The 14,835-nt window shown below is 72.7% G+C and carries 13 protein-coding genes; 5 read left to right on the top strand and 8 right to left on the bottom strand.

Annotated elements, in window-relative coordinates; all coding sequences use genetic code 11:
- Positions 1 to 128: 128 nt before the first annotated feature.
- Positions 129 to 1,352, bottom strand: coding sequence for an arginine deiminase (locus ACIRQH_RS26625; RefSeq protein WP_358818454.1), 1,224 nt, complete (start codon positions 1,350 to 1,352; stop codon positions 129 to 131).
- 165 nt (positions 1,353 to 1,517) lie between these two features.
- Between ACIRQH_RS26625 and ACIRQH_RS26620 the strand changes: the two genes are divergently transcribed.
- The gene (locus ACIRQH_RS26620; RefSeq protein ID WP_358818455.1) at positions 1,518 to 2,597 is read left to right on the top strand and encodes an SPFH domain-containing protein; all 1,080 of its coding nucleotides are present in this window, start codon (positions 1,518 to 1,520) and stop codon (positions 2,595 to 2,597) included.
- Entirely contained in the window at positions 2,594 to 3,487 is an 894-nt protein-coding gene (locus ACIRQH_RS26615) for a hypothetical protein (RefSeq protein WP_358818456.1), read from the top strand. Before ACIRQH_RS26620 ends, ACIRQH_RS26615 begins: the two co-directional genes overlap by 4 nt.
- Before the next feature lie 539 nt (positions 3,488 to 4,026).
- On the opposite strand, the gene ACIRQH_RS26610 is transcribed toward ACIRQH_RS26615, so the two are convergent.
- From ACIRQH_RS26610 to ACIRQH_RS26600, 3 genes are all read right to left on the bottom strand, one after another.
- On the bottom strand, positions 4,027 to 6,570 hold the full coding sequence (locus ACIRQH_RS26610; RefSeq protein WP_404227118.1) for a polynucleotide kinase-phosphatase: 2,544 nt from the start codon (positions 6,568 to 6,570) through the stop codon (positions 4,027 to 4,029).
- Positions 6,567 to 8,045, bottom strand: coding sequence for a 3' terminal RNA ribose 2'-O-methyltransferase Hen1 (locus tag ACIRQH_RS26605; RefSeq protein WP_388867435.1), 1,479 nt, complete (start codon positions 8,043 to 8,045; stop codon positions 6,567 to 6,569). Before ACIRQH_RS26605 ends, ACIRQH_RS26610 begins: the two co-directional genes overlap by 4 nt.
- Positions 8,046 to 8,328: 283 nt before the next feature.
- On the bottom strand, positions 8,329 to 8,967 hold the full coding sequence (locus ACIRQH_RS26600) for a TetR/AcrR family transcriptional regulator (protein ID WP_388867438.1): 639 nt from the start codon (positions 8,965 to 8,967) through the stop codon (positions 8,329 to 8,331).
- Between the two features lie 98 nt (positions 8,968 to 9,065).
- Here ACIRQH_RS26600 and ACIRQH_RS26595 point away from each other — a divergent pair, with 98 nt between their 5' ends.
- Positions 9,066 to 9,779: an SDR family oxidoreductase gene (locus tag ACIRQH_RS26595; protein WP_388867441.1), complete on the top strand. Its 714-nt coding sequence runs from the start codon at positions 9,066 to 9,068 to the stop codon at positions 9,777 to 9,779.
- A 21-nt stretch (positions 9,780 to 9,800) separates the two neighbouring features.
- On the opposite strand, the gene ACIRQH_RS26590 is transcribed toward ACIRQH_RS26595, so the two are convergent.
- A complete protein-coding gene (locus ACIRQH_RS26590; RefSeq protein WP_388867445.1) occupies positions 9,801 to 10,790 on the bottom strand; it encodes an alpha/beta fold hydrolase in 990 nt (329 codons plus the stop codon).
- 222 nt (positions 10,791 to 11,012) lie between these two features.
- Here ACIRQH_RS26590 and ACIRQH_RS26585 point away from each other — a divergent pair, with 222 nt between their 5' ends.
- Complete coding sequence (locus tag ACIRQH_RS26585) at positions 11,013 to 11,936, top strand: LLM class F420-dependent oxidoreductase (protein WP_388867448.1); 924 nt, start codon at positions 11,013 to 11,015, stop codon at positions 11,934 to 11,936.
- A gap of 343 nt (positions 11,937 to 12,279) precedes the next feature.
- The gene (locus ACIRQH_RS26580) at positions 12,280 to 12,444 is read left to right on the top strand and encodes a hypothetical protein (RefSeq protein WP_404227117.1); all 165 of its coding nucleotides are present in this window, start codon (positions 12,280 to 12,282) and stop codon (positions 12,442 to 12,444) included.
- A gap of 142 nt (positions 12,445 to 12,586) precedes the next feature.
- Here the strand turns inward: ACIRQH_RS26580 and ACIRQH_RS26575 are convergent, their stop codons facing one another.
- The 3 genes from ACIRQH_RS26575 to ACIRQH_RS26565 form a co-directional block, all read right to left on the bottom strand.
- Entirely contained in the window at positions 12,587 to 13,066 is a 480-nt protein-coding gene (locus ACIRQH_RS26575) for a DUF6099 family protein (protein WP_358818463.1), read from the bottom strand.
- 199 nt (positions 13,067 to 13,265) lie between these two features.
- A complete protein-coding gene (locus ACIRQH_RS26570) occupies positions 13,266 to 13,598 on the bottom strand; it encodes a nucleotide pyrophosphohydrolase (protein ID WP_358818464.1) in 333 nt (110 codons plus the stop codon).
- Positions 13,595 to 14,752 carry an AAA family ATPase gene (locus ACIRQH_RS26565; RefSeq protein ID WP_404227116.1) on the bottom strand — a complete coding sequence of 386 codons (1,158 nt, stop codon included), beginning with the start codon at positions 14,750 to 14,752 and terminating at the stop codon, positions 13,595 to 13,597. The genes ACIRQH_RS26570 and ACIRQH_RS26565 overlap by 4 nt, the downstream gene beginning before the upstream one ends.
- Between the last annotated feature and the right edge of the window lie 83 nt (positions 14,753 to 14,835).

Genomic DNA, 14,835 nt, shown 5'->3' with positions numbered 1-14,835 from the left:
GACCCCGCCCGGGCCCCCGCAACCGGCCCCGGGAGCGCCCCCGACGCCCCTCACCGCCCCTCCGCCCCGCCCCTCACGCACCCGGACGGGACTGATGGGACCGACGGGACCGACGGGACCGATGGGCCCTAGACGGGATCGCGCTCGACGGGGCAGCTCATGCAGCGCGGGCCGCCCCTGCCCCGCCCCAGCTCGCTGCCGGGGATCTCGATCACCTCGATGCCCTGCTTGCGCAGATGCGTGTTGGTCGTGGCGTTGCGTTCGTAGGCGATCACGACACCCGGCTCGACGGCGAGGACGTTGCAGCCGTCGTCCCACTGCTCCCGCTCGGCCGCGTGCACGTCCTGGGTGGCGGTCAGGACCCGGATCGCGTCGAGGCCGAGCGCCGCGGCGATGGCCCGGTGCATGTGCTCCGGGGGGTGGTCGGTGACCTTCAGCTCCTTCTCCCCCACGCCGGGCTCGATGGTGTAGGAGCGGAGCATGCCGAGGCCCGCGTACTGGGTGAAGGTGTCGCCGCCGACCATCGTCATCACGGTATCGAGGTGCATGAACGCGCGCCGCTTCGGCATGTCGAGCGCCACGATCGTGGTCGCCGATCCCGCCGCGAACAGCTTGTGCGCGAGCATCTCGACGGCCTGGGGGGTCGTCCGCTCGCTCATGCCGATGAGCACCGCGCCGTTGCCGATGACGAGGACGTCGCCGCCCTCGATCGTGGACGGGTAGTCGGCCTGCCCCTCCGACCAGAGATTGAAGCCCTCGTCGCGGAAGAGCGGGTGGTGCCGGTAGATCGCCTCGAAGTGCACGGTCTCCCGCTGCCGGGCCGGCCAGCGCATCGAGTTGATGGAGACCCCGTCGTATATCCAGGCGGAGGTGTCCCGGGTGAAGAGGTGGTTGGGCAGCGGGCCGAGCAGGAAGTCGTCGAGATCCATGACGTGGAAGCGCACGGAGGTGGGCTCCGGGTGCGCGTCCAGGAACTCCCGCTTGGTCATACCGCCGACGAGGACCGAGGCCAGCTCGGGCGCGGGCAGGGTCTCGAAGGCCGCCCGGAGGTGGTCGGTGGCGAGCGGCCCGTACTCCTTCTCGTCGAAGACCCGGTCCAGCACGAGCGCCCGGGCCGCCGGGATCGCCAGGGTCTCGGCCAGCAGGTCGCCGAAGAGATGGACGGCGACCCCCCGGTCGCGCAGCACGTCGGCGAACCCGTCGTGCTCGGCGCGCGCCCGTCGCACCCACAGGACGTCGTCGAAGAGGAGGGCGTCCTTGTTGCTGGGGGTGAGCCTTTTGAGCTCGAGGTCGGGCCTGTGCAGGATGACGCGGCGCAGCCGCCCGGCCTCGGAGTCGACGTGGAATCCCATGTCCCCATCCTGACCATCCGGACGCGCGTTCACCCGCGGATCGCCGTGAACCGCGTCGCATTCATTTCGTCCTCTTGACGATAAAGACACCCCCCGCTTATCGTCTCAGTGACGACAACAAGGAACGAGAGGTCGCCGGGAACGCCCGGCGCCGAGGGGGTACTCATGGCCGACATCACCCGCCGTCTTGGCTGGCGCCATCTGCGCGGGGGGCCCACCGCCCACGTCCGGCACCACCGCTCGGGGCAACTGGTGCACGACGGCCCGGGCCTCAGCTTCTGGTACCGCTCGCTGACCGCGGCCCTGTCCGAGATCCCGGTGGACGACCGTGAGCTGGCGATGACCTTCCACGCCCGGACCTCCGACTTCCAGGACGTCGCCGTGCAGGCCACCGTCACGTACCGGATCAGCGACCCCTCCCTCGCGGCCGCCCGGCTCGACTTCTCCATCGACCCCGACACGGGCGCCTGGCGCGGCACCCCGCTCGAACAGCTGGGCTCGCTGCTGACCGAGACGGCCCAGCAGCACGCGCTCGACGTCCTCGCCCGTACGTCACTGGCCTCCGCCCTGGTCGACGGGGTCGCGGCGGTCAGGGAGCGGATCGCCGGAGGGCTCGCCGCGGAGCCCCGGCTGCCCGCGACGGGCATCGAGGTGGTCGCCGCGCGCGTCGTCGCGCTGCGCCCGGAACCCGAGGTGGAGCGCGCGCTGCGCACCCCGGCCCGCGAGCAGATCCAGCAGGACGCGGACAAGGCGACGTACGAACGCCGGGCGGTCGCCGTCGAGCGGGAGCGCGCCATCGCCGAGAACGAACTCGCCAGCCAGATCGAACTCGCCCGGCGCGAGGAGCAGTTGGTCGACCAGCGCGGTACGAACGCGCGCCGCGAGGCCGAGGAGCACGCGGCGGCGGACGCCGTGCGCGCCGGGGCGGAAGCCGCCCGTACCGTCCGGCTGGCCGAGGCGGAGGCCACCCGTTCGCTGCGCCTCGCCGAGGCCGAGGCGAGCCGCAAGGTGCGGCTGGCGGGGGCCGAGGCACAGGCGGAGCGCGAGGTCGGCGCGGCCCGGGCCGAGGCACAGGCGGCCTGGCTGCGGGTGCACGGCGATGCGGACATCGCCACGCTGCACGCCCTCACCGGCACGCGGCTGGCGGAGAACCTGCCGCGGATCGAGAGCGTCACGGTGTCGCCCGACGTGCTGACCGGGCTGCTCGCCAAGCTGGGCAACGGAGCCGGCGGAGAGCAGGCGTGAGCCTCGCTCCCCGGGTGGTCCTCGTCCATCGCACCAGCGAGTACGAGGAGTTGGTGGCCCGGCACGGTACGCACGGGCAGGCCGCGTTCTTCCTGTCCTCGCGCGGCCGGGACATCACGGAGGTCGCCGAACGGCACCGGCGGGCCCGCGCGGCGCTCGCCGAGGTGGTCGCCGCCGTGCCGCTGACCTGGCGTCAGGCGCGGGTGGAGCGGGCCGATCTGGACCGGTTCCTGTTCGCGCCGGAGGACGTCGTGGTCGTCGTCGGACAGGACGGGCTGGTCGCGAACGTGGCCAAGTACCTGGCGGGCCAGCCGGTCGTGGGGATCGACGCCGACCCGGGGCGCAATCCGGGCGTGCTGGTGCGGCATCGACCCGGGGACGCGAAGGCACTGCTCGGCTCCGCGTTCACGGGCGCGGCCGACGAACTCACCATGGTCGAGGCGGTCGCCGACGACACGCAGCGGCTGGTCGCCCTCAACGAGATCTACCTGGGAGCCGCGGGCCATCAGACGGCCCGCTATCGGCTGGGGCTCGACGAGTACGGGGGTGCCGTCGAGCCCCAGGCCTCCAGCGGGGTCCTGGTGGGGACCGGGACCGGTGCGAGCGGGTGGCTCCGGTCGGTGTGGCAGGAGCGCGGCGGGGGGCCCGCGTTGCCCGGCCGGACGGACCGACGCCTGCTGTGGTTCGTCCGCGAGGCGTGGCCCTCGCCGGCCACCGGTACGTCGCTGGTGGCCGGTGAACTGAGCGACGCGGGGCGGCTGTGCCTCACCGTCGAGTCGGACCGGCTCATCGTGTTCGGGGACGGGATGGAGGGGGACGCGGTGGAACTGACGTGGGGCCAGACCGTTCGGGTGGGGGTGGCGGGGGTTCGGCTGCGGCTGGTGGGCTGACCGGTCCCGGCGGCGTTCTCCGCCCCCGACTTCGCCGGATCCCGCCCGGTCCCTGTGCCCCTCGCGGGGGCGGGAGTTGCTCGTCTGCGGCCCGGTCGGTTCCCGGGCCCCTGGGCGGCCTCCTCCCGCGGGAGCCCAAGTGGATGGTCGAACGTCCGCCGGTGGGGGTTGCTCGCGCCGCCCCTCGCGCCCCCGGGCGGCACGTCCCGGTCCCCCGAGCGGGCCCCCCCTCCCCGGCGACCAGGTCGATGATCGACCGACCACCGGTGGGGGCCGGCCGCGCAGTTCCCCGCGTCCCTGAGCCGGCCGTCGGCGGGCGGCGTTGCCTGTGCTGCCCCCTCCAGACGGCCACCTGGTCGATGGCCGGCAGCCGGTGAGGGGTGCTCGCGCCGTTCCCCGAGCCCCTTGACCCGGCGGCCGGGTCCATTGTCGGGCGGCCGGCGGAGGCGGGCCGAGGGGCGCGGTGAACTGCGCGGTGAGCCCCCACCGGCCGGCGGACGACGCTCCACCCCCTGGCGGAGGGCAAGGAGCGGTACCCGCTACAGGCGGGGGTCCACCGGTTCTGATTCCAGGGCCAGGGTGGCGAAGACCGCCTCGTGGACGCGCCAGAGGGGTTCTCCCTCCGCCAGCCGGTCCAGGGCCTCCAGGCCGAGGGCGTACTCACGGAGGGCCAGGGACCGCTTGTGGTTGAGGAAGCGGCCGCGCAGGCGGGTCAGGTTCTCCGGGCGGATGTACTCCGGACCGTAGATGATCCGCAGGTACTCGCGGCCCCGGCACTTGATGCCGGGCTGCACCAGGCGCCCCTTCTCGCTCCGCACCAGCGCGCCGGCCGGCTTCACGACCATGCCCTCGCCGCCCCGGCCGGTCATCTCCAGCCACCAGTCGACGCCGGCCCGCACCGACTCCGGGTCACCGGTGTCGACGAAGAGCCGCCGGGTGGTCTGCAGCAGTCCGCTGCCGTCGTGCTCCACGAGCCGGTCGATCAGGGCCAGTTGCGCGTCGTGCGGCAGCGCCGCGAGGCTCCGCCCCCGCACGGCCAGGATCTGGAACGGCGCGAGGCGGACGCCGTCGAGGCCCTCCGTGGTCCAGCAGTAACGCCGGTACGCCTCCGTGAACGCGCCCGCGTCCACGGCTCGTTCGCGCTGACGCGTCAGCAGGTCCGCGACGTCGATCCCCCGGGCGGCGGCCCCTTCGAGTGCGGACAGCGCACCCGGGAACACCGCTGCGGACGCGGCGCCGACGGCCGCGTACTGGTTGCGCAGCAGCCCGGACGCCTTCAGCGACCACGGCATCAACTCGGCGTCGAGCAGCACCCAGTCGGTGTCGAGCTCCTCCCAGAGTCCGGCCTCGGTAGCGGCGGCGCGCACCCGGCCGAGGATCTCTTCGGTGACGGCGGCGTCGTCGAAGAAGGGCCGTCCGGTACGGGTGTACAGGGACCCGGTGGGACCGTCCACGCCGAACCGCTCGCGCGCCGCGTCCGCGTCCCGGCAGACCAGGGCCACCGCCCGCGATCCCATGTGCTTCTCCTCGCACACGACCCGGTCGACCCCGTCCTCCTTGTACTGGGCGAAGGCCTCGGCGGGGTGCTCCAGGTAGCCCTCGACGTGCGAGGTAGCGGTGGGAGCCATGGTCGGCGGCAGATACGGGAGCAGCCGCGGGTCCACGGCGAAGCGGCTCATGACCTCCAGGGCCGCGGCCGCGTTCTCCTCACGGACGGCGACCCGGCCGGCGTGCCGGGTCTCGACGGCCCGGCGGCCGTACACGTCCGCGAGGTCCAGCGGCCGGCCCTCGTGACCGCCCGGCGCCTCGGTCGCGAGCGGCTTGGCCGGTTCGTACCAGACCTGCTCGGCCGGTACGTCGACGAGTTCGCGCTCCGGCCAGCGCAGCGCGGTCAGCTTGCCGCCGAACACGGCGCCGGTGTCCAGGCAGATGGTGTTGTTGAGCCAGGTAGCCGTGGGAACGGGGGTGTGGCCGTAGACCACGGCCGCGCGGCCCCGGTAGTCCTCGGCCCACGGGTAGCGCACCGGCAGGCCGAATTCGTCGGTCTCGCCGGTGGTGTCGCCGTACAGCGCGTGCGAGCGCACCCGGCCCGAGGTACGGCCGTGGTACTTCTCGGGCAGACCGGCGTGGCACACCACGAGCCCGCCGCCGTCGAGGACGTAGTGGCTGACGAGGCCGTCGACGAACTCCCGTACGGAGGCGCGGAACTCGTCGCTCTGCGCGTCCATCTGCTCGATGGTCTCGGCGAGTCCGTGCGTGTGCTGGACGTTGCGGCCCTTGAGGTAACGGCCGAGCTTGTTCTCGTGGTTGCCGGGGACGCACAGGGCGTCGCCCGAGCCGACCATGGACATCACGCGGCGCAGCACGCCGGGGGTGTCGGGTCCGCGGTCGACGAGGTCGCCGACGAAGACGGCGGTGCGGCCCTGCGGGTGCACGCCGTCGACGTAGCCGAGCTTGCCGAGCAGGGTCTCCAGCTCGGAGGAGCAGCCGTGGATGTCGCCGACGATGTCGAAGGGGCCGGTGAGGTGGGTCAGGTCGTTGAACCGCCTCTCGGTCACCACCGAGGCGTTCTCCACGTCGGTGACGCCGCGCAGGACGTGTACCTTGCGGAAGCCTTCGCGCTCCAACTGCCTGAGCGAGCGCCGCAGTTCGCGGACGTGGCGCTGGATGACGCGGCGCGGCATCTCGGCGCGGTCGGTGCGTGCGGCGTTCCGCTCGGCGCACACCTCCTCGGGCACGTCGAGGACGATCGCGATGGGCAGCACGTCGTGCTTGCGGGCGAGTTCGATCAGCTGCCGGCGGCTGTCCTGCTGGACGCTGGTCGCGTCGACGACGGTCCGGCGGCCGGCCGCGAGGCGCTTGCCCGCGATGTAGTGCAGGACGTCGAAGGCCTCGCCGCTGGCGCTCTGGTCGTTCTCGTCGTCGGCGACCAGGCCGCGGCAGAAGTCGCTGGAGATGATCTCCGTCGGCTTGAAGTGGCGTCGTGCGAAGGTCGACTTGCCGGATCCCGACGCGCCGACCAGCACCACGAGGGAGAGGTCGGTGACGGGCAGGACGCGCCCCTGGTAGGTCTCGTCGCTCATGCCGCCTTCTCCTCCTTCTTCGCGGTCGGGGTGGCTGTGGTCAGGGTGAAGACGGCCATCTGGGTCGGCGGGCCGACCTCGGGGTCGTCGAGCCCGACGGGGGTGAACTCCACGGCGTAGCCGTGCCGTTCGGCGACCGCGCGGGCCCAGCCGCGGAACTCCTCGCGGGTCCATTCGAAGCGGTGGTCGCCGTGCCGACTGTGTCCGGCCGGGAGAGTCTCCCAGCGGACGTTGTACTCGACGTTCGGGGTGGTCACGAGGACGGTCCGGGGGCGTGCGGAACCGAACACCGCGTACTCCAGGGCGGGCAGCCGGGGCAGGTCGAGGTGCTCGATGACCTCGCTGAGCACGGCGGCGTCGTACCCCTTGAGCCGGCGGTCGGTGTAGGCGAGCGAGCCCTGGACGAGCTGGACGCGTGCGGCCTGCCGCTCGCCCATGCGGTCCAGCTTGAGCCGGCGAGCGGCGATGGTGAGCGCGCGCACCGACACGTCGACGCCGACGATCTCGGTGAACCGGGTGTCCTTGAGGAGTGCCTGCACCAACTGGCCCTGACCGCAGCCGAGGTCGAGGACGCGACCCGCGCCGGACGCGTGCAGCGCGGCGAGGATCGCATCCCGGCGCAGCACGGCGAGCGGCACCGGCTTCTCCTCGGTGTCGGTCTCCTCGTCGACCGCGTTGTCGATCTCCTCGACGTCGGTGTCGTCGGTCTCGGCGAGGCGGACGAGTTCGAGCCGTTCCATGGCCTCCCGGGTCAGCGACCAACGCCGGGACAGGTAGCGGCTGGTGATCAGCTTCTGCTCCGGGTGGCCGGGCAGCCAGCCCTCGCCCGCGCGCAGCAGTTTGTCGACCTCGTCGGACGCCACCCAGTAGTGCTTGGCGTCGTCGAGGACGGGAAGCAGGACGTAGAGGTGGCGCAGCGCCTCGGCGACCGTCAGCCCCCGCGCCTCCAACTCCAGTCGCACGTAGCGGGAGTCGCCCCACTCCGGGAACTGTTCGTCCAGCGCGACGGCCTCGGCCGACACGGTCCAGCCGAGCGGTTCGAAGAGTGCGCGGACGAGGTCGGCGCCGCCGCGGGCGGGCAGTGCGGGCACTTCGACGCGCAACGGCCGCACCTCGGCGGGCAGTTCGGGCCGGGCGGCGCACTGGCCCTTCATCGCGCTGGAGAAGACGGCGCTCAGCGCGACGGCCAGCAGCGAGGAGGCGGCGTACGGGCGGTCGTTGACGTACTGCGCGAGCGCGGCGTCGGGTGCGCCGCCGCGCCCCTTGCCCTTGCCGCGCCGGACCAGGGCCACCGCGTCGACCTCCAGGAGCAGCGCGGCCGTGCACCGCTCGGCGGTCGCCTCGGGGTAGAGGACGTGGGCCGTGCCGTAGGACGTCGAGAACGTCTGCGCCTTGTCGGGATGCTTGTGCAGCAGAAAGCCGAGATCGGTCGCTGGGCGCTCTGGGGTACCGGTGGTACTGATCGTCAGGAACACTGTCGTCTGCCTCGAAACGTCTTCTGAGCTGCGAGAACCCCTGCGGATCGACGGATCGGCACACACGAGTGCGCACCTCTCCGGCGCCGCCCGGCCGCAGCGATGGGCGAGCGCGCCTCGGGGTCGCCGCCGCGGGCTCTCCCCCGGCCCGGCGGCCGGTGGCCACGCCGCGCCGCGGTCGGCCGCGGGGGCGACGCCTGGTCTCGGCGCGCCCCCACAACGTACCGCCGCCGTCCCAGGTGGGCTCGGGTTTTTTCGTGCTGCCGGGGGTGGGTGACGGGGGTCAGCCGGAGGTGCCGGAGGACCGCGGTACGGCCTCGTTCCCGTCGCCGACGCCCGCGGCGTCGAGGAGGGTGCCGGCCATGGTGACGGCGAGGCCGTCGAGCCCCCGGCCCTGCATGACGGCGCGGACGCCGGATCCGTCGAAGGTGACGGTCAGCTGCCGGGCGAGCAGCGCGGGGTCGTCGGCACCGCCGCGCTGCGCCTCCTCCTCGAAGAAGTCGGTCAGGGTTTCCTTGCACCGGCGGGCGACCAGGCTCGCGGGGTGGTCCGGTGCCTTCAGCTCGGCGGTGACGGACACGAAGGGGCAGCCGAGGAAGCCAGGGCGGTCGGCGAGCTCCTCCAGGCGCTCGAAGACGTGCAGGATGCGTGCCCGCGGCGAGCGGTCGTCGGCGCCGGGCACCAGGAACGCCTGGTGGGCCGGCGCGCTGCGCTCCAGGCTCGCCGCCAGCACCTCGTCCTTGCTGCCGAACAGCTGGTACATCGAGCGCTTGGAGACCCCGGCCTCGCGGCACAGCGCCTCGACGCCGATGCCGACCCCCTCGCGGTAGAAGAGCCCGGCCGCGGCGTCGAGCAGTCGGTCCCGGGTCGTGGAGGCAGCGGTCGAGGAGGCCCCGGTCACGGTCGGTGTCGCCTGTGTCATGGGGACAGCCTACGGCTTCCTGTTGCTTTTCGGAAACCGATCGGTTTACAGTTCCCGGAGACGAGGGAAACCGATCGGTTTCCGAAAGGGGAAAGCTCATGACCAGCATCGAAGGTTCCGTGGTACTCGTGACCGGTGGCAGCCGCGGCATCGGCAAGGCATTCGTGGAGTCCCTCTACGAGCGGGGCGCCGCCAAGGTGTACGCGACCGCCCGCGACCCGAAGTCGGTCACCCACCCCGACGCGGTGGCGCTGGCGCTGGAGGTCACCGACCCCGCGTCGGTCGCGGCCGCCGCCGAGCGCGCCCAGGACGTCACGATCCTGATCAACAACGCGGGCGGATCGGGACGGACGTCCTTCCTCGACTCCCCCGTCGAGGACGTGCGGCGCGAGTTCGACATCAACTTCTTCGGCCCCCTGCTCACCACCCGGGCATTCGTCCCGGTCCTGGAGCGCAACGGCGGCGGACACATCCTGACCGTCCACTCGGTGCTGTCGTGGATGACGGTCCCCGGCACCGACGGCTACAGCGCCTCCAAGGCCGCCCTGTGGTCGCAGAGCAACGCGCTGCGCCTGGAACTCCGGCCGCGTGGCATCAAGGTCACCGGGCTGCACGTCGGCTACGTCGACACCGATCTGACCGCGGGCCTCGACGTGCCCAAGGTCTCGGCGCACAGCGTCGTGGCGGAGGCTCTCGACGGCATCGAGGCGGACGCCCACGAGGTCCTCGCCGACGCGGTGACCCGGCAGGTAAAGGCGGGGCTCTCGGGCGACCTCAGCGCCCTGTACCCGCAGCTCGCCGAGCAGCGGTAACCCCCCGTGCGGCCCGGGCCGCTACGGGGTGCCGCGACCGATCACGCCGAGCCACTCGGTCAGCAGCCGGCCCGTCTCCTCAGGGCGCTCCTGCTGGATCCAGTGGCCGCAGCCGTCGAGGACATGCGAGGAGACGAGGCCCGGCAGCGTGACGGGGAAGGCCTCGACGGCGTCGGCCATCCATGTGGTGGAGGCGTCGAGGGCGCCGCCGATGAACAGCGAGGGCTGGGTGATCGGGGCACCGTCGTGGTCGGCGAGGTCCTCCCAGTCCCGGTCCATGTTGCGGTAGCGGTTGAGCGCCCCGGTCAGTCCGGTGCGCTCGAACTCGGCCGCGTAGACGTCGAGTTCCTCCGCACCGAGCCAGCCGGGCCGGACATCGGCCGGGAAACGGTCCCGGAGCGTGCCGCCGGGTGCGGCGAAGTGCGGGTCGGGCGCGCCGGGCGTGGGCATCGTGTCGCCGGACATGGCGGCGTAGAAGCCCGCGAGCCAGCCGCGTACGTCCGGCTCGATCTCCGCCTCCGCGCGGCCGGGACGCTGGAAGCGGGAGACGTAGAACTCCTCCTCGCCGCCCATGCCCGCGAAGATCTCGGAGGGACGCGGGCCGCCCCGCGGCGCGTAGGGGACGCTGAGCAGCCCCACGGCCCGGAACACGTCGGGGCGCAGCAGCGCGGATCCGGCCGCGATGTTCGCTCCCCAGTCGTGGCCGACGATCACCGCGTGCCGCTCGCCCAGCGCCCGCACGACGGCCACGTTGTCCTCGACCAGGTGGGGCATCCGGTACGCCTCGACCGCCTCGGGCCGGGACGAGCGGCCGTAACCGCGCACGTCGACGGCGACCGCCCGGTACCCGGCCGCGGCCAGGACCGGCAGCTGATGGCGCCACGAGTACCAGAACTCCGGGAAGCCGTGCACGAGCAGGACCAGCGGCCCCTCGCCCTGCTCGACGAGATGGAGCCGGCCCGCGGGTCCGGGAACCACCCGGTGCGTGACGTCCGGAATCTGCTGCTGCATGAGTCCTCCACGGGCCTCGGTCCTGCTGGTGCGGGCGCCGGGTACCGGGTACGGGGGCGCTGCGCCAAGATCGCTTCCGATCCTCGTGGAGCGCCCCCGCCCTCGCGAGCGATGTTGCCGCTTCGGCAAACGACCCGACGGGGCGATGGGGGCGAACGATCGGGGCGGAGGGGACAGCGGTTCGGCACGGGACGCCTGATGTGACCGGTGCATGATGGATACATGGATCTTCGAGTCTTCACAGAACCGCAGCAGGGCGCGACCTACGACACGCTGCTTCGCGTGGCCAAGGCCGCCGAAGACCTCCACTACGGCGCCTTCTTCCGCTCCGATCACTATCTGCGCATGGGCTCCGCCGACGGCCTCCCCGGCCCCACGGACGCCTGGATCACCCTGGCCGGCATCGCCCGTGAGACGAGCAGCATCCGTCTGGGCACGCTGATGACCGCGGGCACCTTCCGTCTTCCCGGCGTCCTCGCCATCCAGGTCGCGCAGGTCGACCAGATGTCGGGCGGCCGCGTGGAACTCGGCCTGGGGGCCGGCTGGTACGAGGCCGAGCACGCGGCCTACGGAATTCCCTTCCCTAAGGAGAAGTTCGGCCGGCTGGAGGAGCAACTCGCCGTCGTCACCGGGTTGTGGGGCACGCCCGTCGGGGAACAGTTCAGCTTCGACGGCACGTACTACCAGCTGAAGGACTCGCCCGCGCTGCCCAAGCCCACGCAGTCGAAGGTGCCCGTACTGATCGGCGGCCACGGGGCCAAGCGCACGCCGGCTCTGGCGGCGCGCTACGCAGACGAGTTCAACATCCCGTTCGCGTCCGTGGCGGACTCGGAGCAGCAGTTCGGCCGGGTGCGCGCGGCGGTGCAGCAGGCCGGGCGCAAGGCCGACGAACTCGTCTACTCCAACGCCCTCGTGGCCTGTGTCGGCCGCACCGACAGCGAGGTGAAGCGGCGCGCGGACGCGATCGGCCGTGACGTCGACGAGCTGAAGGCGAACGGGCTCGCGGGTTCTCCCGCCGAGGTGGTCGAGCGGATCGCCCAGTACCAGGCGGTGGGTTCGCAGCGGATGTATCTCCAGATCCTCGACCTCGACGACCTGGACCAGCTGGAGTTGATCGCGGCCGAGGTGATGCCGGCGCTCGGCTGACCGGGACATCACGCCGCACGGTCGGGCCGTCGAGCGGCACGCGCCCCGCTCCGGCCGGACCGCGGCGGTCCTGCCGGGTTCCCGCCGGCTCCGTCGGAGCCGCGACGGATCGGGTCAATCCCGGTCGCCCGTGCGGCAATCACCGACGCAACGTCGGTGTCCTTGTCCACGGGTGGGTGAAAATCAGTCAGTCCCGGCCGCGGTGCGGTGCCACGCCAGTGACCCGGGTCGACGGTGATCGTTGGCTCGGGCGGAGCCGGACCGCCCGGCCCCCGTCGCCGGCGGTCGCCGGGGCGTGACCCTCGCCAGTGGCCCTCCCGTCGCGAGGGCCGAGGAGGCCGTCGTGACTCAGGAAACCGTGCCCCAACAGGGCTCGTTCGCCCAGCCGAAGGGGCTGCTCCAGCAGATGGAGGAACTGATGGCGGCACTGAACGCGGACCTCTCCCAACTGGACGCGGACCTGTCGGCACCACGGCCCGCCCGTGCGCCCGAACCCGGGAACGCCTGACGAACCGACCTCGCGGACGGGGCTCACCCGTCCCCGTCCCTTCGTCCAGGACATTTCGTCCAGGCCACGCGTCGCTGCTCCACGGCCCTTCGTCCCGTCGCTCGCGTCCTCCCGCCCCCGGGGCCGGATGCACGCCGCATGGCTACCCCGTGGCCGAACCCCGTTCCACCACGCGTTTCTCGTCCCGGACCGCGAGGCGCCTGAGCATCTCCAGGACGCGGTCCCGGGACTCGTCCGCCGCGTCGATCGCCTCCATGCACTGCCAGTACGTCCCCTCGTCGTCCGCCGCGCAGGCGACGCCGACCAGGGCCATTCCGACCTCGCCCAGGAGTCGGCCCAGACAGAGGAGCGCATCGCGCGGATCGCCCAACTCGGTGAGCTGGGCGGCACGTAAGGCGCCGAGGCCGAGCGCCGGAGCGCCCAGGACCCCGCAGCCACGGCCCGCCAGCTCCGTCAACCCCAGGGCCTCACCCCGGAGTTCCGGCGGACCGGAGACCGCGAACCGGCTGCCGATCGCCTGCGCCAGTGAATGCGCCTGCCACGCCTCGGCCATCACCTCCGGGGTGTCCCCGCTCTCCGCCAGGGCCCGTCTGCTCGTCACGATGAGCCGCACCGCTTCCATGCGCTGCCCCCGTCTGTCGCGACGCGTTCGCACGCGTCCGCCCGAACTCACTGGTTCACTACCCAGAGTGAAGTCCCTTGAGACGAAAAGCCAGAGGAAGCCCGAAATCTGTGGACACGGAGTTGAGAGTTGACGGCTGTACGACTCCGGAGAGTGACAGTCTCCTTTGGGGTGATCCCGCGGACGTCCTCCGCTCCCGTCAGGAGCCCCCGGGAGCCGGGAACCTGAGCTCGTTGCGGTCGATCTTCGCGTCGAGCGCGGCGAGCGGATCGACGCCCATCACCTCGCAGAACTGCAGCAGATAGGCGAGGACGTCGGCCACCTCGTCACGGACGCGGTGCGCGCGGTCCGCGTCGTCCATGACGCGGGCCGACTCCTCCGGGGTCAACCACTGGAAGATCTCGACGAGTTCGGAGGCCTCCACACTCAGGGCGGCGACCAGGTTCTTCGGGGTGTGGTACGGCTGCCAGTTCCGGGCGGCCGCGAAGTCGGCCAGCCTGCGCTGCAGTGTCGCTACGTCCAGTTCACTCACGGCGTCAGGTCTACCACCGTCGCCCCGGCCGCCCCGAACGCCGGGGCACCGTCACTCAGCGCGGCCACCAGCCGGATGTGGCCCCGCTCGCGCATCCGCTGCGCCAGCCGCACCAGTTCGCCGGTCTGCCGTGCGTCCAGCCCGCGGTCGAGCCCGTCGGCGAGCACCGTCAACGACTGGAACGCCGCCGGCACCTCACCCGCCGGGTCGACCTCCAGGACCCCGGGCCCGGTGAGCAGGACGAGGGCCAGCGCGAGATACCGCAACTCGCCGTCACCGAGCAGCCCCAGCGGCGTACGGGCGCCGTCGCCGCGGTCGAGGAGCCCCTGGACCCGGCCGTCGCCGACCACCTCCGCGAGGACGTCGGTGACGGTCCCGGCGCAGCCGGTACGGACGGCGGCGACCAGGTGGGCGTACCGGTGGCCGCATTCCGACCTCGTACGCCACAGCACTTCGGCGAGGTTGCCGCAGTTCCGCAGCAGGCGTCCCGTGCCCAGCGGCGCGGGGACGCGCATCGCGTGCGGGCTCGGGTCGCAGGCGTAGACGGAGCGCAGCGCGAGCACCATCTGCTCGGCGGCGGCGAGGACCTGGCACTCACCCGCGGTGCGGCCCGCGACGCGCAACGGCAGCAGGGCGGTGCCGAGCCGGTCGTCGGGGAGCGGCCCGCGGGTCACGGCGGACGATCCCCCGGTGTGCCAGGCCGCCTGCACGGACGGGCGGCCCGGGTCACGCAGCGCGGTCTCCAGCAGGGTCTGCCCGCCGGCCGACAACCGCTCGCCCACGATGCGCAGTTCGGGTTCGGCCTGGACGGCGACGTCGAGGCGGACCGGTCCTTCGGGGCCGTCCACCGTGCAGCCGATGCGGAAGCCTCGGCGCTGCTGGGCATCGGGCCTGGCCCGCTCGGGCACACAGGCGACCGGGTCGGGGAACACCTCCCGGAGTTCGGCGCCGCCACCGAGCCGGGCCAGTGCCTCGTAGGCCCGCAGGGCGGCCGTCTTGCCGCTGCCGCTCGGGCCGGTGACGAGGGTGAGCGGTCCGAGGGGGAACCGGACGCGGCGATGGGTGGCGAAGGCCGCGAGGCGCAGCTCGGTGAGGCCGGGTCGGTCGGGGCGCGCCTGCGCCGCCATGGGCGCTTCCGGCGTGGACAGGGTCATATGCGGACGGTATGCCTCCGTCACCGGACGAACCGTTCCACTAGGTGAACCTTCCTACGATCGGGGGACGAATCCACCGGTTC

This window comes from Streptomyces sp. NPDC102279, from assembly GCF_044766365.1.
Classification (GTDB): domain Bacteria; phylum Actinomycetota; class Actinomycetes; order Streptomycetales; family Streptomycetaceae; genus Streptomyces.
This window is presented reverse-complemented; position numbering and strand designations above follow the sequence as displayed.

What these genes read in the sequence shown, in the direction of transcription:
- ACIRQH_RS26625 (WP_358818454.1), bottom strand. Translation starts at nt 1,352, where the DNA reads ATGGGATTCCACGTCGACTCCGAGGCCGGGCGGCTGCGCCGCGTCATC.
- ACIRQH_RS26620 (WP_358818455.1), top strand. Translation starts at nt 1,518, where the DNA reads ATGGCCGACATCACCCGCCGTCTTGGCTGGCGCCATCTGCGCGGGGGG.
- ACIRQH_RS26610 (WP_404227118.1), bottom strand. Translation starts at nt 6,570, where the DNA reads ATGAGCGACGAGACCTACCAGGGGCGCGTCCTGCCCGTCACCGACCTC.
- ACIRQH_RS26600 (WP_388867438.1), bottom strand. Translation starts at nt 8,967, where the DNA reads ATGACACAGGCGACACCGACCGTGACCGGGGCCTCCTCGACCGCTGCC.
- ACIRQH_RS26595 (WP_388867441.1), top strand. Translation starts at nt 9,066, where the DNA reads ATGACCAGCATCGAAGGTTCCGTGGTACTCGTGACCGGTGGCAGCCGC.
- ACIRQH_RS26590 (WP_388867445.1), bottom strand. Translation starts at nt 10,790, where the DNA reads ATGCAGCAGCAGATTCCGGACGTCACGCACCGGGTGGTTCCCGGACCC.
- ACIRQH_RS26585 (WP_388867448.1), top strand. Translation starts at nt 11,013, where the DNA reads ATGGATCTTCGAGTCTTCACAGAACCGCAGCAGGGCGCGACCTACGAC.
- ACIRQH_RS26575 (WP_358818463.1), bottom strand. Translation starts at nt 13,066, where the DNA reads ATGGAAGCGGTGCGGCTCATCGTGACGAGCAGACGGGCCCTGGCGGAG.
- ACIRQH_RS26565 (WP_404227116.1), bottom strand. Translation starts at nt 14,752, where the DNA reads ATGACCCTGTCCACGCCGGAAGCGCCCATGGCGGCGCAGGCGCGCCCC.